Origin of the sequence: Asanoa ishikariensis (genome assembly GCF_900107455.1) — a bacterium.
Classification (GTDB): domain Bacteria; phylum Actinomycetota; class Actinomycetes; order Mycobacteriales; family Micromonosporaceae; genus Asanoa; species Asanoa ishikariensis.
In genome coordinates this window covers 1709286-1729585 of record NZ_FNQB01000001.1, presented here as the reverse complement: position 1 = coordinate 1729585, position 20300 = coordinate 1709286, and the positions used below count along the sequence as shown (strand labels likewise).

The 20300-nt window shown below is 73.2% G+C and carries 21 protein-coding genes; 8 read left to right on the top strand and 13 right to left on the bottom strand.

Translation table 11 applies throughout. The features are described 5' to 3' along the window. Positions 1-339: 339 nt before the first annotated feature. Both BLV39_RS44725 and BLV39_RS08140 read right to left on the bottom strand, forming a co-directional pair. Complete coding sequence (locus tag BLV39_RS44725; RefSeq protein WP_090788931.1) at positions 340-2376, bottom strand: TPM domain-containing protein; 2037 nt, start codon at positions 2374-2376, stop codon at positions 340-342. Positions 2377-2412: 36 nt separating this feature from the next. Continuing rightward, complete coding sequence (locus tag BLV39_RS08140) at positions 2413-3228, bottom strand: helix-turn-helix transcriptional regulator (RefSeq protein WP_090788929.1); 816 nt, start codon at positions 3226-3228, stop codon at positions 2413-2415. A 132-nt stretch (positions 3229-3360) separates the two neighbouring features. Here BLV39_RS08140 and BLV39_RS08135 point away from each other — a divergent pair, with 132 nt between their 5' ends. Both BLV39_RS08135 and BLV39_RS08130 read left to right on the top strand, forming a co-directional pair. Next, on the top strand, positions 3361-4770 hold the full coding sequence (locus tag BLV39_RS08135) for an aldehyde dehydrogenase family protein (RefSeq protein WP_090788927.1): 1410 nt from the start codon (positions 3361-3363) through the stop codon (positions 4768-4770). 39 nt (positions 4771-4809) lie between these two features. After that, positions 4810-5625 (top strand): DUF72 domain-containing protein, encoded by an 816-nt coding sequence (locus BLV39_RS08130; RefSeq protein ID WP_204082817.1) that lies wholly within the window; start codon positions 4810-4812, stop codon positions 5623-5625. Here the strand turns inward: BLV39_RS08130 and BLV39_RS08125 are convergent. Next, positions 5622-6293, bottom strand: a complete 672-nt coding sequence (locus BLV39_RS08125; protein ID WP_090788923.1) for a hypothetical protein — start codon at positions 6291-6293, stop codon at positions 5622-5624. The genes BLV39_RS08130 and BLV39_RS08125 overlap by 4 nt on opposite strands. 10 nt (positions 6294-6303) lie before the next feature. Then, positions 6304-7530: a hypothetical protein gene (locus tag BLV39_RS08120; RefSeq protein WP_204082811.1), complete on the bottom strand. Its 1227-nt coding sequence runs from the start codon at positions 7528-7530 to the stop codon at positions 6304-6306. 98 nt (positions 7531-7628) lie between these two features. On the opposite strand from BLV39_RS08120, the gene BLV39_RS08115 reads away from it, so the two are divergent. Further along, entirely contained in the window at positions 7629-8513 is an 885-nt protein-coding gene (locus tag BLV39_RS08115) for a pentapeptide repeat-containing protein (protein WP_176984806.1), read from the top strand. Positions 8514-8518: 5 nt separating this feature from the next. On the opposite strand, the gene BLV39_RS08110 is transcribed toward BLV39_RS08115, so the two are convergent. The 6 genes from BLV39_RS08110 to dhaK form a co-directional block, all read right to left on the bottom strand. Continuing rightward, a complete protein-coding gene (locus BLV39_RS08110; protein WP_090788919.1) occupies positions 8519-9370 on the bottom strand; it encodes a fumarylacetoacetate hydrolase family protein in 852 nt (283 codons plus the stop codon). A gap of 106 nt (positions 9371-9476) precedes the next feature. Then, complete coding sequence (locus BLV39_RS08105; protein WP_090788917.1) at positions 9477-9764, bottom strand: HPr family phosphocarrier protein; 288 nt, start codon at positions 9762-9764, stop codon at positions 9477-9479. Further along, positions 9748-10149, bottom strand: coding sequence for a dihydroxyacetone kinase phosphoryl donor subunit DhaM (gene dhaM / locus BLV39_RS08100; RefSeq protein WP_090788915.1), 402 nt, complete (start codon positions 10147-10149; stop codon positions 9748-9750). The genes BLV39_RS08105 and dhaM overlap by 17 nt, the downstream gene beginning before the upstream one ends. Further along, positions 10146-11813 carry a putative PEP-binding protein gene (locus BLV39_RS08095; RefSeq protein WP_090788913.1) on the bottom strand — a complete coding sequence of 556 codons (1668 nt, stop codon included), beginning with the start codon at positions 11811-11813 and terminating at the stop codon, positions 10146-10148. Before BLV39_RS08095 ends, dhaM begins: the two co-directional genes overlap by 4 nt. Continuing rightward, a complete protein-coding gene (gene dhaL, locus BLV39_RS08090; RefSeq protein ID WP_090788911.1) occupies positions 11810-12451 on the bottom strand; it encodes a dihydroxyacetone kinase subunit DhaL in 642 nt (213 codons plus the stop codon). Before dhaL ends, BLV39_RS08095 begins: the two co-directional genes overlap by 4 nt. Further along, positions 12451-13437 (bottom strand): dihydroxyacetone kinase subunit DhaK, encoded by a 987-nt coding sequence (gene dhaK, locus BLV39_RS08085; RefSeq protein ID WP_090788909.1) that lies wholly within the window; start codon positions 13435-13437, stop codon positions 12451-12453. Before dhaK ends, dhaL begins: the two co-directional genes overlap by 1 nt. 179 nt (positions 13438-13616) lie before the next feature. On the opposite strand from dhaK, the gene BLV39_RS08080 reads away from it, so the two are divergent. Genes BLV39_RS08080 through BLV39_RS08060 form a run of 5 tightly spaced genes read left to right on the top strand, consistent with a single transcriptional unit; the run spans position 13617 to position 18669 of the window. After that, a complete protein-coding gene (locus BLV39_RS08080; RefSeq protein ID WP_143049678.1) occupies positions 13617-14279 on the top strand; it encodes a histidine phosphatase family protein in 663 nt (220 codons plus the stop codon). A gap of 4 nt (positions 14280-14283) precedes the next feature. Beyond that, on the top strand, positions 14284-15678 hold the full coding sequence (locus BLV39_RS08075) for an FGGY-family carbohydrate kinase (RefSeq protein WP_090788905.1): 1395 nt from the start codon (positions 14284-14286) through the stop codon (positions 15676-15678). After that, entirely contained in the window at positions 15675-16271 is a 597-nt protein-coding gene (locus tag BLV39_RS08070) for a histidine phosphatase family protein (RefSeq protein ID WP_090788903.1), read from the top strand. Before BLV39_RS08075 ends, BLV39_RS08070 begins: the two co-directional genes overlap by 4 nt. Then, positions 16268-17689, top strand: coding sequence for an FGGY-family carbohydrate kinase (locus tag BLV39_RS08065; protein WP_204082810.1), 1422 nt, complete (start codon positions 16268-16270; stop codon positions 17687-17689). The genes BLV39_RS08070 and BLV39_RS08065 overlap by 4 nt, the downstream gene beginning before the upstream one ends. A 2-nt stretch (positions 17690-17691) precedes the next feature. Beyond that, positions 17692-18669, top strand: a complete 978-nt coding sequence (locus BLV39_RS08060) for a 2-hydroxyacid dehydrogenase (protein ID WP_090788902.1) — start codon at positions 17692-17694, stop codon at positions 18667-18669. Here BLV39_RS08060 and BLV39_RS08055 read toward each other — a convergent pair. From BLV39_RS08055 to BLV39_RS08045, 3 genes are read right to left on the bottom strand one after another with little or no spacing between them, the layout of a single operon-like run. Next, complete coding sequence (locus tag BLV39_RS08055; RefSeq protein WP_090788900.1) at positions 18650-19252, bottom strand: M23 family metallopeptidase; 603 nt, start codon at positions 19250-19252, stop codon at positions 18650-18652. The genes BLV39_RS08060 and BLV39_RS08055 overlap by 20 nt on opposite strands. After that, positions 19249-19935 carry an alpha/beta fold hydrolase gene (locus tag BLV39_RS08050; protein WP_090788898.1) on the bottom strand — a complete coding sequence of 229 codons (687 nt, stop codon included), beginning with the start codon at positions 19933-19935 and terminating at the stop codon, positions 19249-19251. Before BLV39_RS08050 ends, BLV39_RS08055 begins: the two co-directional genes overlap by 4 nt. Positions 19936-19970: 35 nt before the next feature. After that, the gene (locus BLV39_RS08045; protein ID WP_090788896.1) at positions 19971-20300 is read right to left on the bottom strand and encodes a DMT family transporter; all 330 of its coding nucleotides are present in this window, start codon (positions 20298-20300) and stop codon (positions 19971-19973) included.

Sequence of the window (20300 nt, the reverse complement as noted above, 5' to 3'; positions counted from 1 at the left end):
GGCCGCCTCCGCCTCAGCGGCCGCCAAGACCGTCTCCGCTGCGCGGCGGCCGCCCGACCGCTTCAGAAACGGCCGCCTCCGCCTCAGCGGCCGCCAAGACCGTCTCCGCTGCGCGGCGGCCGCTCCACCGCTTCAGAAACAGCCACCTCCGCCTCAGCGGCCGCCAAGACCGTCTCCGCTGCGCGGCGGCCGCTCCACCGCTTCAGAAACAGCCACCTCCGCCTCAGCGGCCACCACCGCCGTGTCCGCTGCGCGGCGGCCGCCTCACCGCCTCAGAAACGGCTGCCGCCACAGCGGCCCGCCACCGCCGCGTCCGCTGGGCGGCGCTGCTCGACCGCTTCAGAAGCGGCCGCCTCCGCCTCGGCGGCCGCCGCCGAAGCCGCCGCCGCCCGATCGGCGGCCTCGGCTCGTGCTGCCGCCGAAACCGCCACCGAAGCCGCCACCGAAGCCGCCGCCCCATCCGCCGCGCGAGCGTCGGTAGCGCGAGCCGCCACCGCCCGCGAGGATTCCGCCGAGCATGGCACCCAGCAGCGCCTCGCCGCCGACGCCGCCGCGTCCGTAGCCGGGTTGGCCCCAGCCGCCTGATTGCCAGGCGTCGACGTCCGAGTACGCGGCCTGGCTGGCCGCACCCGCCAAGCGCCCGGCCTCCTGGGCCGCCGTCAGTGCCGCCACCGGGTCGTCGGCCGCCAGCGCCTCCGCGCGGGCCAGTTGCCGGCTGGCTTCCGCCAGTAGCGTTCGGGGCTGCGTGCCCACCGCGGCCCGGCGGGTCATCAGGTATTGGTCTGCGGCCGCTACCTCGCTTCGGGCGACCGGCAGCGCCTGGCTCAACAGCCCGCGTGCCCGTGCCACCCGCTCCGCCTCGTCCCGCGACGCGGCCAGCGCCCGGTCGAGCCGCGCATCCGCCTCCTGCAACCGTCGCAGGTCGGTCATGGGGTCCGTCGGCGCTCCGGTCAGCCCCGAGCGCACCGACGCCGTCACCGCCTCGCCGGCCTCGGCCGCCGCGGCCAACTCACCGTCGGAACGGGCGGCCCGCGCGGCGGCGACCTCCCCGTCTATCTCGACCAGCAATCCGTCGGCCGCTGCCCGGGCCGCGGCGAGATCGGTGCCGGCCTTGTCCACGCCGTCCAGCAACGTCTCGGCCTGACGCAGCGCCTCCTCCGCCGCCCGCACCGCCAACGCGGCCTCGGGGCGCCGGCCGGCGGCGACCGCCGACGACGCGCGGGACAGCGCGGTAGTCACGAAGCCGAGCCGTTCGCGGGCCTGCTCCGGGTTCGCGAGGACCGTCGACACCGCCGGCCCTGTGTAGCTGCTGCCGAGCGACGCCGCCGCCGCCGAAACAGCCGGTAGCCGGGCCGAGAGTGCACTCGAGCGTTCGCCCAGCGCGGCCGACAGTTCTTCGACCCGCGGTTCGATCTCGCGGAGTCGGTCGAAGTCCTCGGCCGTGGCGTCCAGGCGCTCGTCGGCGGCCGCGCACCGCTGGATGATCTCGGTGAGGACGGCGCGGGTCGCGGCCTCGTCCCCTGGCTGTTCGTCGAGCGTCATGCGCAGCCGGAAGGCCTCAGCGACCTCGGTCCGCGCACTCTCCAGCGCTGCGGTGAACTCTGCGGTCGCCGACGCACCGTACTGGCCCGTGGCGATCGCGAGCTCCTGCTCGCTCGACCGCAGCTCGTTGTCCAGCTCGATCAGCAGGGTGTTGGCCCGGTCCTGGAGCTTGGCGATCGGCTCGCCCGCGGACGGCGGCGAGGAAAGGGCCGGAGCACGGCGGCGGCGCCGGTAGACGAGGTAGGCACCGATGAGCACGACCACGACCCCGGCCACCACCAGCCCGCCGATCAGGGCGCCCCGGCCGCCGCTACTGGAGACGTTGTCGGGCGGGCCGGGCTGGATCACCGGAGCCGGGATCGGTTGGCCGGCCAGCGCGGCCGCGTAGCCGTTCGACGCGCCGACGACCGCGCCCGCCCAGTCGTTCTGGGCCAGCGCCGGCTCGATGGCGGTCGCGGCCACGGCGGCCAGCGTCGCGTCGCTCAGCGGGAAGTTCTGTGGGAACGAGTACGCGAACTCCCGGTCGTGGGTGGCCACCGCGAGCAGTCCGTCGCGATCGCCCAGGCCGCTGCGCACGGCCGTCTCGTCGGTCCACCGCTGGGCCGGTACGCCGGAGAAGGTGTGCACGAAGACCACGAAGAGCTGGAGACCGGTGTTGGCACGCAGCCCCTGCAACGCGGCGGCCGCCGTGCCCGCGCGTGAGCCGAGCACATCGGACCGGTCGGTGAGCTGCGAGTTGAGCCGCAGCGGGTCGTCGGCCCGGGCCGGACCGGCCAACAGGACCACGGCGAGCAGGGCGAGAAGGGCAGCGGTGGCCCGGTGCGGGCGTGGCATCGGCACACGGCCAGGCTAGTACCGAAATCCTGTGGTTTATGCCGCTAGGAGCTGGAGTTTCTCGGCCGTGCCGGTGCCGGGGACCGGGGTGAAGACCTGGAGGGCCTGGGAGTGGTCGGGGTCCAGGAGGATCTGGCAGTGCAGGTCCAGCGGGCCGAGCGCGGGATGCTCGATGCGCTTGGTGCCGCAGTTCGCGACCGCGATCGGGTGCTCCCGCCAGATGTCGGCGAACTCCGGGCTGCGCGCCAGCAGGGCGCGGACAACAGCACCGACTCGGGAGTCCGGACCTGATCGGGTGTACGTGCGACGCAGGTCCGCCGCGAGCAGGCGCCCGTGTCGCGCGTGCGTCGCGGCCGGGTAGAGCTTCCGCGCGGCCGGATCGGTGAACCAGCGGTAGTGCAGGCTGCGCGACAGTCCCTTGTGCTCAGTCTGGTCGCCGAACAGGGCCGCGGCCAACGGGGTCTGCGTCAGTGTCTCGCCGAGCTCGCTGACCACCTGCGCGGCCCCGCCCGCGAGGCCCGCGAAGACCTCCAGCATCCCGGGGTTGACCTGGTCGTCGGTGGCCGGCCGGGCGGGTGACGGATAACCACCGAGCTGAAACAGGTGGTCCCGCTCCTCGCCGGAGAGCCGCAGCCCGCCGGCGATCGCGCCGAGCACCTGCCGCGACGGATGCGGGCCGCGCCGCTGCTCGATCCGGCTGTAGTAGTCGGTCGACATGCCGCTCAGCGCCGCGATCTCCTCGCGGCGCAGACCGCCGGTGCGGCGGCGCCGGCCGCGGGGCAGCCCCACGTCCTCCGGCTGCACTGCCGCCCGCCGGGTCCGTAGGAACTCGGCGAGTCCGGTGCGGTCCATGTTTCCTCCCGTGACACGGATCACCCCGGGAGAAGGGACCCTGCCAGCAGCAAGAACAACCAAAATGCCGGAGCTGTTCCACGGATCAGTTGTCCCTGGTTAGGCACCGCGCCCCGACCAAGACTCGGTCACATGAACAACTCGCACTGGATCGACGGCGTGGCCGTGCCCTCCGCGGACGCCGCGACGATCGACGTCATCAACCCGGCCGATGGGAGCGTGGCCGGCGTGGTCCCGGCCGGGACCGCCGCCGACGTGGACCGCGCCGTCGGCGCCGCCCGGGCCGCCTTCCCCGGCTGGGCGGCGACGAGCCCCGCCGAGCGGGCGGCAACGGTCCGGCGGATCGGCACCGGCCTCGCTGCCCGGCGGGCCGACCTGGCCGCCGCGATCACCGCCGAGATGGGCGCGCCGCTTAGCCTGTCCAGCACCGCACACGTCGACTTCCCGGTCGCGGTCGCCACCTCGATGGCCGACCTCGCGGCGGACTTCGCCTGGACCGAGGAGCTCGGCAACTCGCTGGTCGTACACGAGCCGATCGGTGTCGTCGGCGCGATCACTCCGTGGAACTTCCCGCTCCAGCAGGTGGTCGCCAAGCTGGCGCCGGCCCTGGTCGCCGGCAACACCGTGGTGCTCAAGCCCTCGGAGGTCGCGCCGCTGACCGCGCGGATCCTGGCCGAGATCACCGTCGAGGCGGGCCTGCCGGCCGGTGTCTTCAACGTGGTGCACGGCACCGGGGAGGTCGTCGGCGAGGCGATCTCGGCGCACCCGGACATCGACATGATCTCGTTCACCGGCTCCACCCGGGCCGGCCGGCGGATCGCCTCCGTCGCCGCCGGGACGGTCAAGCGGGTCGCGCTGGAGCTCGGCGGCAAGGGCGCCAACGTGATCCTCCCCGGCGCCGACCTGGCCGGCGCGATCCAGGCCGGGCTCGGCATGGCGTTCATCAACGGTGGCCAGGTCTGCGGCTCGTGGCCGCGGCTGCTGGTCCCCGCGGAACTCCACGACGAGGCGATCGAGCTCGCGGTCGCGGCCGCGGCGGCCTACACCGTGGGCGACCCGAACGACCCGGCCACCCGGATCGGCCCGCTGGCCTCCGAGGCACACCGCCAGAAGGTCGACGGGTACATCCGGCGCGGCATCGCCGACGGCGCCAAGCTGGTCTTCGGCGGTCCGGGCCACCCGGAGGGCCTGACCGGCGGCGCGTACGCCCGACCGACGATCTTCGCCGCCGTCGACCCGTACTCGGCGATCGCCCAGGAAGAGATCTTCGGCCCAGTCCTGACGATCATCCCGTACGCGGACGAGGACGCGGCCGTGTCCATCGCCAACAGCACGGTGTACGGGCTGACCAGCGGTGTCTTCGGCCCACCCGAGCAGGCCCTGGCGGTGGCCCGTCGGCTGCGCGCCGGTCAGGTCGACGTCAACGGCGGCCACTGGAACGCGCTGGCGCCGTTCGGCGGCTACAAGCAGTCCGGCAACGGTCGCGAGTTCGGCCGCTACGGTCTGGCGGAGTTCCTGGAGACGAAGTCCATCCAGCGCTGACCTACGGTAGAGCCCATGCGTCTGGCGGTCGGTTGCGCGATGTGGTCGCTCAAGTCGTGGCAAGGGCGCTTCCTGCCTCAGCAGTCGGCGGAGCGCCTGCGCCACTACGCCGGCTGGTGCGACGCGGTGGAGGGCAACACCACCTTCTACGCGACGCCGGCCCGCGCGACGGTCGAGTCGTGGGCAGCGCAGACGGATCCGGACTTCCGTCTCGTGGTCAAGCTGCCGAAGGTGATCACGCACGAGCGGCGGCTCGTCGATGCCGACGAGCCGCTGCGCGCGTTCCTGCACGCGATCGAGCCGCTCGGCGCGCGGGCGCATGCCCTGTGGATCCAGCTTCCGGGCTCGTTCACGCCCGCCGACCTGGGCGCGCTGCGGGTCCTCCTGCGCCGTCTGCCGCCCGCCTACCGGTGCGCCGTCGAGGTCCGCGACCCGGCGTTCTTCACCGACCGGCGGGCGGCCGAGGCACTGGAGCGGGTGCTGGACGGCGCGGAGTGGGTGCCGTTCGACACCACCGCGTTCTTCCGGCGCCCGCCGACCAGTGCCGCCGAGCGCGAGGCGTGGACGAAGAAGCCGCGCATGCCGCTGCGTACGCGGGCGTTGACCGAGTTTCCGATCGTCCGCTATCTCGGCCGCGACGCCACCGACGCGACGGTCGAGGGCTGGCAGCGCTGGGTCGAGGTCACCGCCGGCTGGCTGCGCGAGGGCCGCTCCCCCACCGTCTTCGTGCACACCCCGGACAACGCCGACGCACCGGCCCTGGCCCGCCGCTTCCACGACGAGGTGCGAGCCAAGGTGCCCGGCCTGCGGCCGCTGCCCGAACCCGAGCCCGTCGAGCCGTTGACACTCTTCTAGAGGTCTCCCTCGGCGCCTTCCGGTAGCTTGCCGAACCAGCCCTCGGCCAGGCCCAGCCGGCCCGCGAAGGCGTCGACGTCGGCCGGGTAGGTGATGCCCAGCCGGCGCCAGAAGTCGACGAAGACCCACGCGTCCTCCAGCGTGAACCGGTCGTCGGGGAACGCCTTGACCTCCACCGGGTCTTCTTCTTCGTCGTCGCCCAGCGCGATGTGGACCAGATAGGGGCGTAGGTCGTCGACCGGTCGGCCGATCGCCGAGGCGACCACCGCCGGGTCGCCCGACCACCCGCGCTTGAGGTCGGCGACCACGGCGGGGTCGTCGGTGAAGTAGTCCACCATGGACGCGAACCGGTCGAGAATCGTGCCGTCACGCAGCAGCGTGTGTGCCCAGTAGTCGCCGTCGTGGATGTGTGCCGTGCTCGCCAACACACCCAGCTCCCCGGACACGAACGCCGCCGCCGGCACGTCGGTGAAGTAGGTCGGCCACAGCAACACGGTCCAGCCGTCGACGGGCGCGTATTGGAGCACGTGGTTCTTGTAGTCGTAGGCAGAGCCGCCGACGACCTCCTCGGTGCGCCAGCCGTGCGTGCGCACATATCGCTCGACGCTGCCCATCACCTGGTCGGCGTGCTCGGTCCGGAACGCCGACACCGCAAGGAACTCACCCATGACCGGGACGCTAGCGGAGCCCTCCGACAATTCCGATCCGGATGCCGAGCCACGGGTACGTGTGCTCGAAGAACGAGTTGTCCTGTGGCTGGAGCCCGACCGCCGACGGCCACATCTGGAAGGCCGGCGCGTTGGAGATGCCGCCGTGCAGCCGTCGCCAGACCCGCTCGCCGCTCTGCCCCGCCGGCGGTGGGGTGACGGTGTCGGTCCATTCGACCGCGTTGCCGCCCTGGTCGAGGGTGCCCCACGGTGAGAGCGTGCGCGCCTGCCCGACCGTCGAAAGGCTGCCCTGGTAGACCGAGGCGTACGTCTGCGGATCGAGCCCCATCGGGTTGACCGTGGTGCAGAGCTCGTCCGGCACCTGTCCCGGGCACCAGGCCGGCGCCGGCGTCCCGCTGGCGTGGAAGGAGGCCAGCGGCTGGGTCGCCCCGTTGGTGACGTCGCCCGTCGACGGGTTGAGCACGGTCTGCTTGGGCGCCGTGTCGTCGCCGTCTCCGAAGACGCCCGGGTTCGTCGGGTACTTCCAATAGGTGCGGTTCCGCGGCTCGTAGTAGGCCGCCTTGATCCACTCGTTCTGGCTCGGGACCACGAACCCGGCGGCACTGGTACGCGTCGGCACGCGGCGCGCCATGTCGTACATGCCGGTCTCGGTGCGGGGTGAGAGCCGGATCTCGTAGCTGGTGTAGCGGAAGGCACCGGCGTCCCGGGTCTTCGTCCCGATCACCCGACCGTTGTGCAGCGAGTTGACGAAGCGGGCCGCCCGCAGGAACGTCGCGAAGCCGTAGGGCTTGTCCGCCCACTGTGGATAGGCCACCGAGTAGTGGTGTCCCCGCCCCGCGCGCGGCGCGAAGTCGATCTGCCCGTACCGGGGCCAGGCCGTCGCGCTCTCGGTGAGGTCGTAGAGGTTGTGCGGGTCACGCCCGTCCGCGTCGGCGGTGTTGAGGAACGCCACCCACTGCTTGACGGTGACCTCGAGTCGACCGATCTGGTACGGGTATCCGACGCGGCCGACCATGAGGCAGCCGCGCGAGGACACCGGCGCGTCGGCGCACGTGCGGTAGACGGCGTCGGTGAAGGGTACGACGGCGACGGCCGGGTTGTTCGGTGCCCCGATGGCCGCGGTCGTGATCGTGACGACGGAGCCGTCGTAGCCCGGCGGCGCTGCGACCGCGGCGCCCGGGGCGGCCAGCAGCCCAGCGGAAAGGAAGATGCCGACCGCACTGAATAATCTGCGCATAGTGGACACATGGTAATCCGGCCATCACCGCTTTTCGGGTACGAAATGCCAGCCGGAATCCCGGTACATTGACGCCTTTCCCGTCCAAGGAGGTCGACGTGCCGCCTGGCGAGCTGGTCAAGCGTTGGAGCACCGGGGACGGGGTCGCCCGCGCCCGCGAGGTTCTGGAGCGGCTCGCGAACGGAACCTCGCTGGAAGGACTGCCCACCGTGGACGGCCTGGTCGACCTGCGCGGGTTGCCGGCCGGTGGTGTGGACGCGCAGGGAGGTGAGATCACCGGCGCGGACCTCAGCCATGCCTGGTTGTCCGGGGCGCACCTCACCGGCGTCCGGTGGCGACGGTGCCGATTCGACGACGCCAACCTGTCCGCCACGGTGTTCAGCGGTGGGGCCGTCGCGGAGTCCACCATGCGGCGGGCCGACCTCCGGGAGGCGATAGTCGCCGGCGGCATCTGGTCATCGGTCGACCTGGCCGGGATCAAGTCGAACCACCTCAGCGCCGAGCGCACGACCTTCACGGGTACGACGTTCCCGGCCCTGCGCCGCGTCGAGTTCACGGCGTGTTCCTTCGTCGGCTGCCGGTTCACCGGCCGGCTGTCGGACGTGCGGTTCCTGGGCCGCGGCCAGCCAGCACCGATGCTCCTGCGGAACGTGACCTTCGCGTCCAGCGACTTCCGCTACGCCGAGTTCGACGGCATGGACTTCGACAACGTCGTGTTCCCGGACGACGACGCGCTGATCGTCGTACCCCGGAGCTTTCCCGCCGTGGCGGAACGCGCGGGGATGATCTCGTTACGCCGCCGCGACGAGGTCGGCAAGGAACTCCGCATGTTCCTGTCCCGGGAGTCCCTGCGGCCAGGTCTGAGCGCCACGGCCGGCTGGGCGGTGAGCCGACGCGACCTGGATCCCGAGGTGGCCGAGTTCGCCGCCGTCGCCCTCGGCCAAGCGCAATTGGAGCTCCGGGCCGAGGGCGTCATCCAGTAAGCGGATCAGGCCTGCTGGAAGAGCTGGCGCTGCCGGCCGAGACCGTCGATCTCCAGCTCGACCACGTCGCCCGCGGTCAGATAGGGGAAGCGGCCCGAGAGCGCGACGCCCTCGGGAGTGCCGGTGTTGATCAGGTCACCGGGCTCCAGCACGGTGACCTGGCTGAGCTGGTAGATCAGCGTGGCCACGTTGAAGACCATGTCGGCGGTCGACGAGTCCTGGCGCGGCTCGCCGTTGACCCAGGAGCGCAGCCGAAGTGCCTGCGGGTCGGCCACCTCGTCGGCGGTGACCAGCCACGGGCCGAGCGGGTTGAAGGTCTCGCTGCTCTTGCCCTTCGACCACTGGCCGCCGCTCTGCCGGAGCTGGAACTCCCGCTCCGACACGTCGTTGGCGATCACATAGCCGGCCACGTAGGAGAGCGCCTCGTCGGGCGACGAGAGGTAGCGGACACGGCGGCCGACCACCACCGCGAGCTCGACCTCCCAGTCGGTCTCCTTCGAGCCGCGCGGGATCAGCACATCGTCGTCCGGACCGACCACCGTGTTCGGGGCCTTGTAGAACATCACCGGCTGCTCCGGCGGCTGGGCGCCCGACTCGACGGCGTGCGCCGCGTAGTTCATCCCGATGCAGAGCACCACGCTGGGCCGGGCGATCGGCGCACCGATCCGCTGGCCGGCCGCGTCGAACACCGGCAGCGAACCGGCGGCGTGCGCCGCGCGGACCCGCTCGATGCCGTCGCCGGCGAAGAACGCCGGGTCGATGTCGGAGGTGACCCCGCCGAGGTCGAAATACTGACCAGACCCGTCGAGCAAAACGGGACGCTCGGCGCCGGCTGGCCCGATCCGCATCAGTCGCATGCCGCTTCTCCTTCACTCAGGCGGCGACCGGGCCGCCGTCGAGTCGAAGGTACTCGGGCACACGCGAACGCCCTTCACCCCAGGTGCCAGCGTCCCGGGGTACGGGCTAGCCGTCGACGGCCTCAGCGGCGGTGAGGATGTCGGCGACCTCGTCGGCCACCGCCTCCGCGTCCGGCCCGGTGACCGTCAGTGTCACTTCGGTGCCGGTCACCGCGCCCATCGCCATCACCGCGAGCACGCCGCGGGCGTTGGCCTTCTTCGCACCCGCGACGAGCTGGATGGTGGTCTCCTTGTGCCGGCCGGCGAGCCGGGCGAGTTGGCCGGCCGGCCGGGCGTGCAGCGGTTTGGGCAGCACCACCACCCGCTCCACGGCACCGTCAGAACTTGGTGGCATCGCGCGCCTCCTCGGCGGCCGCGGCTACCGCGTCCAGGTCGGCGCCACTGCCGGCGGCCACCGCCGCGGCGACCGCGCCCTCGACGAACGGTGCGTCCACGAGCCGCGCGGTGGTCTCGCCCGCCAGGTCGGCCAGCACCGCCCGCGCGCTCAGCACCGCGCTGCCGAGGTCGGGGATGATCAGCACTCCCGATCCGGTCTCGGCGTCGTCGATGGCGGCCTCGATCCGGGCGGTGCTGGTGCCCAGACCGCCGTCGTCGGTGCCGCCGGCCGGCACCACCGTCGCCCCGCCGGAGATCTGCTGGACGAGCTCCGCCGCGCCTTCGGCGAGGGCGGCGCTGTGCGAGACGAGCACGATCCCCACGAGTCCCAGGCCTTCGGTCATGGCATGGCCACCTCAATCCGTTCCTCGACCAACGCGGCGACCTCGCCGGCGCCGCCCAGCCGCAACGCGTCGGTGAACAGTGTGCGGCACTCGGCGGCGTCCAACCGGCGCAGCCTCCACCGGGTCTCGTCGATCCGGGCCACCGCCACGCTGACCGACCGCACACCGGCGCCGAGCAGCAACGGGAGTGTCGTCGGATGCGAGCCGGCGTCGCCGCAGACGGTCAGCGGTGGCAGCCCGGCGGCGTTGGACGCCGCGACCACCCGACCGATCAGCGACAGCACCCGCGGATGTGCGGCGAGCTCGGTGCGCGCCCGCGGGTCGATCCGGTCCAGGTCGAGCACCTCGGAGGTCAGGTCGTTGCTGCCGATCGAGACGAAGTCGACCACCTGACAGAGGGCGTCGATGTCGCGCACCGCCGCGATCGTCTCGACCATCGCGCCGACCGGCGGCGCCGGCACACCGAAGGTGACCGAGGCCGCGTTGACGATGGCCCGCACCGGCGCCACCTGGTCGGGGCTGGTGACCATCGGCACCATGATCCGCAGCCCCACGCCACGGCCCAGGTCGACGATCGCGCGGATCTGGGCGGTCAGTGCCGCGGGGTTGGCGAGCAGCGACGGCAGCCCGGCCGGTGGGGAGAGGAACGGGGGGATCTTGTCGTTGGCGAAGTCGAGCAGCCGGACCGTGACGGGCCGGCCGTGCGCCTCGGCCAGCAGCGGCGCCAGCGTCCGCCGGTGGTCGGCCTCGCCGGGCCACCGGTCGGCCTCGAGGAACCCGAGCTCGGTGCGGACCAGGCCGCTGCCGATGGCGCCGCTCTCCAGCGCCAGGCGGACCTCGACGTCCGAGGCCACGTTGGCGTACAGGCCGAACGGCTGGCCGTCCGCGGTGACGTGCGGCAGGCCGCGTTCGGCGGCGAGTCGGCCCCGGCGCTCGAGCTCGTGCGCCGATGCCGCCTCGGTGCGCGCCACCTCCGTCGCGGACGGCTCGGCGACGACGGTCCCGGCGTCGGCGTCGACGAGCAGGTCGGTCGCGTCGGGCAGGTCGAGCACCTCCGGGTCGATGCCGGTCACCAGCGGCAGCCCGACCGAGCGGGCGACGATGGCGGCGTGCGAGTTGGCCCCGCCGCGCACCGCGACCGCGCCGACCAGGCCCCCACCCAGATGGTCGATCAGGTCGGCCGGTCCGATGTCGGTGGCGATCAGGACGAACCGGTCCCCCGCCGGTGCGTCGCGGCCACCGTCCGGGTAGGCCAGCCGCTCCAGCACCCGTCGGCCGACCTGGCGCACGTCGGCGGCCCGTTGGCTGAGCGCTTCGTCGGGCAGCGAGTCGAGAACGGTGGCGTAGCTTTCCACGGCGTCGCGCACGGCCGGCAGCGGCTGCTCGGCGCCGGCCGCCTGCTTGGCCGAGTCGACGAGATCCGGGTCCGCGGCGATCAGCGCACCGACCTCGACGATGTCGGCCGCCGCGGAGCGGCCCTGCTGGCGTTGCCGCTCGGCGGCCTGTTCGAGCTCAGCCGCGACGGCTGCGAACGCCGCCTCCACCTCGTTCGGACCGATGTGGACGGTGCCGGCCGGGATCGGTCGGTCCGCCCGCCAGGAGCCGGCGACAGCCGCGCCCGGTGCGACCCCCTGCCCGGTCCACCGGTGCGCGACCGCCGTCACGATGCCTCGCCGGCGGCCACGGTCGCCAGCGCTCGCATGATCAGCGCGGTCGACGCCGCACCGGGATCCTCGTGGCCGATGGTGCGCTCACCGAGGTAGCTGGCCCGGCCCTTGCGGGCCAGCATCGGAATGGTCTCCGCCAGCCCGCGTTCGGCCGCGTCCGCGGCGGCCCGGGTGGCGGCGACGATGTCGCCACCGTCCTCGACCGCCACCTGGTACGCGGTGACCGCCGGGCCCAGCGCGTCCAGCAGCGTCTTGTCGCCCAGGTGGGCGGCGCCGAGCTGCTGGATCCCGTTGAACGCGGCCTCCAGGGCGCTGCCCAGCAGCACCGCGTCGACGTCGGTCACGTCGCCCAGCGCCTTGCCGGCCTGGCGGAACCCGGTCCCGTAGATCGGTCCGGAGGCGCCGCCGGTCTTGCTGATCAGTGCCCGACCGACCGTGCGGAGCACCGCGCCGGGCGTGTCCGTCTCGGACTCCGACTTCTCGATCATCTCGTCCGCCGCCTGGAAGCCACGGCGCAGGTTGATGCCGTGGTCGCCATCCCCGATCGCCGCGTCGAGGTCGGTCAGCCGAGAGGCGTGTTCGGTGATCAGCAGCGACGCCTCGTGCACCCACGCCTGGAAAGCGCTGGTGTCCATCAACGACCCCAGCGCAGCGCCGGCGTCTGCACCGGTGCGTCCCACAGCTCGGTGAGCTCGGGGGTCATCCTGGCCACGGTGATCGAGCAACCGGCCATCTCCAGGCTGGTGATGTAGTTGCCGACCAGGTTGCGGGTGATCGTGGCGCCGTGACCCTCCAGCCATTCGGAGACGGCGGCGTAGACCACGTACAACTCGATCAGCGGTGTGCCGCCCAGGCCGTTGACCATCACCAGCACGTCGCCGGAGAGCGGCATGTCGGAGTGGATGGCGTCGAGCGCCACACCGGCGAGCTCCCGGGCGGTGCTGACCTGCCCGCGCGCCCGGCCGGGCTCGCCGTGGATGCCGACGCCGAGCTCGATCTCGGTGTCGCCGAGCTCGAAACCGGGCTTGCCGGTGGCCGGGATGACGTTGGCGCTGAGCGCGATGCCGAACGAGCGCGAACGGTCGTTGACCTCGCGGGCCACCGCCGCGGTGGCGGCCAGGTCGGCACCGCGCTCGGCCGCCGCGCCGGCGATCTTCTCGACGAAGACCGTGCCGCCGGTGCCCCGTCGGCCCGCCGTGTAGGTGCTGTTCTCCACCGCGACGTCGTCGTTGACGAGCACCGACTCGACCTGGAGACCGTCGTCGCCGGCCAGCTCGGCCGCCATCTGGAAGTTCAGCACGTCACCGGTGTAGTTCTTGACCACGTGCAGCACGCCCGCACCGCCGTCGACGGCCTTGGTCGCGGCCAGCATCTGGTCCGGCACCGGCGAGGTGAACACCTCACCCGGACAGGCGGCGTCGAGCATCCCGTAGCCGACGAATCCGCCGTGCAGCGGCTCGTGGCCGGATCCGCCACCGGAGACCAGCGCGACCTTGCCCGCTGTCGGGCCTCGGCTGATGTAGCGGTCCTCCAGGTTGACGACGAGGTCCGGGTTCGCGGCCGCGAATCCCACCAGTGCGTCGTTGAGCACGCCCTCTGGCTCGTTGATCAGCTTCTTCACGACTCCGACTCCTTATCCGGCTGTGCCGCGGGTGCCCTTATCGAGCGAGGGGGAAAAACCGCGAAAGGTCGCGCCGGGCACATGGCCGCGCAATGCGCGCGTCAAGGCCACCCCTGCCAATATCAGCCTAGCCGTCGTTAAGGAGGGAGTCCTCCAGCTTGAGAACTTGAGGCGTGGCGATGAAGATCAAACATATGACCGATCCACGGGTACGGCTGGTGCTGGTGCGGCACGGCGAGTCACGTTGGAATGTCGAGGACCGTTACCAGGGCCAGGAGGACTCTGGACTGACCGAGGCCGGCGTGGCCCAGGCCGAGGTCGTGGCCGAGGTACTCACCGGACGGTTCGGCTCGGCCGGCCTGGTGCTGAGCAGCGACCTGCCCCGGGCCCGCGACACCGCCGAGCCCTATCTCCGCCGGATCGGCGGCACGGTACGCGAGGACGCCCGGCTACGCGAGATCAACGTCGGCACCTGGGGCGGCCGCACCCGGGCCGAGGTGGCCGCCGCCCACCCGGACGACCTGGCCGCGGTCGACGGCGGTGTCGACATCGCCCGCGGCGGCGGCGAGACCTACCGTCAGCTGCGCAAGCGCGTCTGGGCGGTGCTGGACGAGGCGGCCGCCGAAGCGACCGGCACCGTCGTCGTGTTCACGCACGGCGGGCCGATCCGGGTGGCGACGGCGGAGGCGCTCGGTGTGCCCGGTCCCGGCGAGCGTGCCTTCGCACCCGTGCTGAACTGCTCGTACACCGTCATCGACCACGGTGGTCCGGACGGGCCGCACCTGCTCGTCGCCTACAACGCACCGACGACGGCCGGCAGCCGATCGACACGGGTGGAGTGACCTGATGCTGTTCGCCGGGGTCGACGTGGGCACGCAGAGCCTGCGGGTGCTGCTCGCCGACGAACACGGCACCGTGGTGGCACGCGCGGGGGTGCCGCTGACCGGCCGGCGCACCGGCGACCGACACGAGCAGGACCCGGCGGACTGGTGGGCGGCGCTGGGCTCGGCGTTCCGCCAGGTGCTGCGCGACGTCTCGCCGGACCAGGTCGCCGCGCTCGCCATCTGCGCCACCTCCGGCACGTTCCTCCTCGCCGACCGCGACGGGACACCACACACCCCGGCCCTGATGTACGACGACGCCCGCGCCCCGGCCGACGCCGGCATGCAGCGGACCTGGGCCCTGCCGAAGCTGCTGTGGCTGCTCCGGCACGGGCCGGCCGAGGTACGCAGCGGCCTGGCCGCCGGCCGGCTCGTGGTGCGGCACTGCGGCGACCACCTCGCGGACCGGCTGACCGGCGAGCTGGTCGCCACCGACTGGACCAGTGCGCTGAAGACCGGCTACGACGACGGTTGGGCCGCGTCCGAGGTCCCGGCCGCCGCGCTGCCCGAGGTGGTCCGCCCGGGCACCCTGATCGGCACGGTCGGGCCGGCCGGCGCGGCGCACACGGGGCTGCCGGTCGGCGTGCCGGTGCGCGCCGGGCTGACCGACGGCTGCGCCGCGCAGGTCGCCGCCGGTGCGCTCGCCGCCGGAAGCTGGAACTCCGTGCTGGGCACGACGCTGGTGGTCAAGGGCGTCACCACGGCCCGGCTCGCCGACCCGTCCGGTGCGGTCTACTCGCACCGGCACCCCGACGGCGGCTGGCTGCCCGGCGGCGCGTCCAATGTGGGCGCTGCCGTCGTCGACGACCAGTTTCCCGGCGCCGACCGCGCGGCGCTGGAACTGAAGGCTGTCAAGCACGAGCCCGCTGGCGCGGTGGTCTACCCGCTGCGCGGCCGGGGCGAGCGTTTCCCGTTCGTGCGGCCGGAGGCGGAGGCGTTCACGCTCGGCGAGTTCGCTAGCCCTGCCGACCACTACGCCGGCCTGTTGCAGGGCGTCGCCTACGTCGAGCGGCTCTGCTACGCCCACCTGCGCCGGCTCGGCGCCGACACCACCGGCTCGCTGGCGCTGACCGGCGGTGCCACCCGCAGCCGCTACTGGTCGCAGTTGCGCGCTGACGTCCTCGGCCGCCCGGCCCTCATCCCCGCGACCCCGGAACCGGCGCTCGGCATGGCCGTGGTCGCCGCGGCCGGCGACGGCGGGTTGACCGCGACCGCGGCGCAGATGGTCCGAATCGCCGACATAGTGGTACCGCGACCAGGTGACCGGTTCGCCGAGCCGTTCGCCCGCTTCGTCGACGCGCTGGCCGACCGCGGCCACGTCGACGCCGCCCTCGCCGCCTACGCCAAGGAGCCGGCATGACGACCACGACGGTGGTGCTGGCCCGCCACGGGCGCACGGCCTGGCACCAGCCGACCCGCTACACCGGCCGCAGCGACGTGCCGCTCGACGAGGTCGGCGTGACGCAGGCGGCCGAGTTGGCCCGGTGGGCCGGCGGTCAGGGGTTCGCCGCGCTTGCCTGCTCGCACCTCGTGCGGGCACGGCAGACCGCGGCCGCGGTCGACGGCCTGACCGCGTTGGTCGACCCTCGGCTGCGGGAGCTCGACTTCGGCGTCGCCGAGGGACACACCCTGGCCGAGCTGCGCGCGACCGACGAGGCGATGGTGGCCCGGTTCGAGGCGGACCCGGTGGCCGGGCACTTCCCCGGTGGGGAGCCGCCGGGCGAGGCGGCCGAGCGCGGGCTGGCGGCGTTGCACGAGCTGGCCGCGGCGCACGGCGGGCAGCGGATCCTGGTCGTCGCGCACAGCACGCTGATCCGGCTGGTCGTCTGCGCGGTGCTCGGCGTGCCGCTGTCCGAGTACCGGCGCCGGCTGCCCGTGCTGGACCCGGCCGCGACGGTCACGCTCCGCTTCCCCGAGCCGGTCGGCCTCCTCTCGTACAACGTGTCCCGATGATCGTCATCGGTGTCGACGCCGGAACGACGGTGACCAAGGCGGTCGCCTTCGACGCCGACGGGGTGGCGCTGGCTCGCGCGGCGCGACCGACGGTGCTCGACCGGGTCAGCGACGGCCGCTACGAGCAGGACGCCGACGCGGTCTTCGGCTCGGTGGTGGCGGTGCTGCGCGAGCTGCGGGAACTGCTGCCCGGCGCGGTCACGGCGGTCGGCGTCACCGCACAGGGCGACGGGCTGTGGCTGCTCGACGGCGACGGCCGGCCGGTCCGGCACGCCATCTCCTGGTTGGACGCCCGCTCGACACCGATCCTCGAGCGCTGGACCGCGGACGGCATCGCGGCGCTCGCGTACCGGCGGACCGGCAACTACCCCTTCCCCGGCGGCGCCGGGCCGCTGCTGGCCTGGCTCGACGTCCACGAGCCGCACCATCTCGACCGGGCGGCCACCGCCGGCTACTGCAAGGACATGGTGGTGCAGCGGCTCACCGGGCTGCGGGCGACCGACCCGTCCGACGCGTCGGCGCCGTTCCTCGACCCGCGCACCAGGCGGTACGACGAGGAGCTGATCGCCGCCTGCGGGCTCACCCACCGGGCGGGCCTGCTCGCACCGGTGCACGACGCGCCGCACGCGCCGCTGAGCGCGGCCGCCGCCGAGGCCACCGGGCTGCCGGTCGGGCTGCCGATCGTGGGCGCGCCCTACGACCTGCCCGCCTCCGCCTGGGGTGCCGGCGTCCGCGCGCCGGGCGACGGACTGCTCACCGTCGGGACCACGCTGGCCTGCCAGGTGCTCCGGGACACCGTGGACACCGGTGGCGAGCCGGCCGGCCTGACGCTGAGCACCTGGCAGCCGAACCGCTGGCTGCGGGCCCTGCCGGCGATGGTCGGCACCGCTGCCCTCGACTGGGTGCTGCGGCTGGTCGGCGCCACGGTGGCCGACCTGCCGGCGCTGCTGGCCTCCGGCCGGTCCGGGGAGCTCACGGTGTTGCCGTTCTTCGCCGAGGCCGGCGAGCGGGCGCCGTTCGTCGCCCCCCGCGCCCGTGCCCGGATCGACGGGCTGCACCTGGGCCACGCGCCCGCCGACCTGGTCCGGGCGACCTGCGAGGCGATCGCCTACAGCGCCCGACACTGCCTGACCGCGGCGGAGCTGACCGGCGAGCTGACCGCGTGCGGCGGTGGGGTCGGCTCTTCGGAGTGGGCGCAGATCTTCGCCGACGTGCTGGACCGGCCGGTGCGGGTGCTGGCCGGTGAGGAGATCGGTGCCCGCGGCGCCGCGCTCGCGGCACTGTCCACGGTGGCGTCCGAGCCATCGGGGTGGACGCCGGAAGGCCGGGTCTTCGAGCCCGCCGGAGGCGACCGCTACCGGGCGGGCTACGACCGGTATCTGGCGGGCATCGCGGCGGCCCGACCGAACTGGAGCTGAGCATGCGCGTACTCGTCGCCGGAGATCATTTCGTCACCAACGACCTGCTCACTGCCGCGCTGCGTGACCGGGTCGGCCCGCACGTCGACCCGCGAACGCTGCTGCTGCCCTGGCCGCTCACGCCGTACGGCCGGGTGGCGGAGGTCGACGAGGCGTCCGGCGACGAGGCCGAGCTGATCGCGGCGCTGTCCGGGGTCGAGGTCGCCGTCACGCAGATGGCGCCGTTCACGGCCCGGGTCTTCGCCGCCGCCGCCGGCACGCTGCGACTGCTGGTGGTCTGTCGTGGCGGGCCGGTCAACGTCAACCTCGAGGCGGCCGAGGCGGCGGGGGTCACGGTGCGGACCACGCCGGGACGCAACGCGGTCGCCGCCGCCGAGCACACGATCGCGCTGATGCTGGCCGCGCTGCGACAGATCCCGGAACGGGACGCGGGCGTACGCGCGGGAGCCTGGCGCAGCGACCTCTACGCCCTCGACCAGGTCGGCGGCGAGCTGGCCGGCAGCACGGTCGGGCTGGTCGGCTACGGCGCGATCGGTCGGCGGGTGGGCCGGATCCTGGCTGCCTTCGACGCCGAGGTGCTGGTGCACGACCCCTGGGCGGACGTCGCCTCCGTGGAGCTGACGGAGCTGCTCGACCGGTCCACCGTGGTCAGCCTGCACGCTCGACTGACGGCTGAGACCGCACGGATGATCGGCGCGCGTGAGCTGGCCCGCCTGCCGGCCGGAGCCGTGCTGGTCAACACCGCCCGCGGCGGGCTGCTCGACTATGCCGCGGTGGTCGACGCGCTGGAGTCCGGGCACCTCGGCGCCGCGGCCTTCGACGTGTTCGACGCCGAGCCGCTGCCGGCCGACTCCCGGCTGCGCACCGCACCCCGGGTCGTCCTCACCCCGCACCTCGCGGGCGCGACCCGCCAGACCGCCCAACGCGCCGCGACCCAGGCAGCCGACGCCGTGGCGGCGTTCAGGGACAGTTGGCGCTGACCCGCTCGAGCTCGACCTCTTCGTCGTCGGTAGTGATGCCGGAGGGTTCGCCGCCGAACCAGGTCTCCATCTTCTCGCCGGCCCGGCGTTGCTCGTGGTGCAGGTGCGGGGCGCCGGAGTTGCCGGTGCTGCCGACCTTGCCGATCTGCTGCCCGGGCGCGACCTGGTCACCGACCTTGACCAGCGGCGGCTCCAGCATGTGCAGGTACTGCGTCTCCCACCGGCCACCGTGGTCGATCTTCACCCAGTAGCCGCCGCCGCGACCCTTGGGTCCGTTCGGCTTCTTCTTGGTGCGCCCGCCGAGCTCGCCGTTGATGCCCGACACCGTGACCGTGCCGCCGGCGGACGCCAGCACCGGACGGCCCCACGAGTCGCCCTCGGTGGGGAACAGGTCGACGTCGAAGTCGTCGTGGCCCGGATAGGTGGACAGCCGCCACGTCTCACCACAGGCCACGGGCATCTGGAACAGCGGGCGCGGGCCGGGGCGGCGGAGCCGATCAACCACGAGAATGCCGAGCAGGGTGGTCAGAACGATGGCGACGCCGGCACCGATCGCGGTGCCCCGGCGCGTCGTGTTGTTCATCGGCCGGCCAGGAACGTCTCGACCGCGTCGGCGAACGAGTTGGGCGCGTTCGGGTGCACGACGTGGCCGACCGGGATGGTGGTGAACTCACCGGCCGGGATCCGCTCCGCCATCTCGGCCATCTTGTCCTGCGGCAGGAAGCTGTCGGGGCCTCCGGCGACGACCAGCACCGGCACGTTGATCCCGGCCAGGCCCTGCCACCACGCGGGGTCCGGGGAGTTGAGCGTCGCCCACACCGAGGGGCGGACCTCGCGGTCGTAGAAGGGCGCGGACTCCGGCAGGTCGGTCGGCACCGGCATGCCCAACGGCACGGGCGGCGGGCACTCCTCCAGGACCAGGGCGGCGACCCGCTCGGGCGCGGCCAGCGTGGTCAGCAGGGCGACGATGCCGCCGAGCGAATGACCAACCAACACGACCCGATCCAGGCCGAGCCGGTCGAGCATGGCCAGCAGGTCGTCGCGGAAGACCGTCGGCCCGTACGGGCCGGAGCGTTCACTAGCGCCCATGCCACGCAGGTCGGGCACGTACACCGGGCGGTCCTTGGCGAAGCGGGGTGCCAACTGGTCCCAGCTGGTGCCGTCGCCCCCGCCGCCGTGCAGCAGCACCATCGGCACGGCGCCGGGCGGCCCGGCCAGCGTGCGACAGGCGAGCTTGACCCGGCCGGTGTCCACGTACTCGGTCATGGCCCGAACCCTATGCCCGGCGCGCCACCGGGGTATCAGACGTGGTTGCCCGAACGGCCGAGCTCCAGGGCGACCACGCCGGCGATGATCAGCAGCAGGCCGCCGATCTGCAGCGGCGAAAGCGACTCGTGCAGGAACAGCACTCCGATGATGGCGATCAGCGCCACACCGACGGCCGACCAGACGGCGTACGCGACGCTGACGTTCATGCCCAGCTTCAGCGCCTGGGAGAGGCCGTAGAAGGCGAAGCCGTAGCCGACCACCAGGATCGCCGTCGGCACCAGCCGGGTGAACCCGGCCGAAGCGCGCAGCGACAGCGTGGCCACGACCTCGGACACGATCGCGCCGGCCAACCAGAACCACAC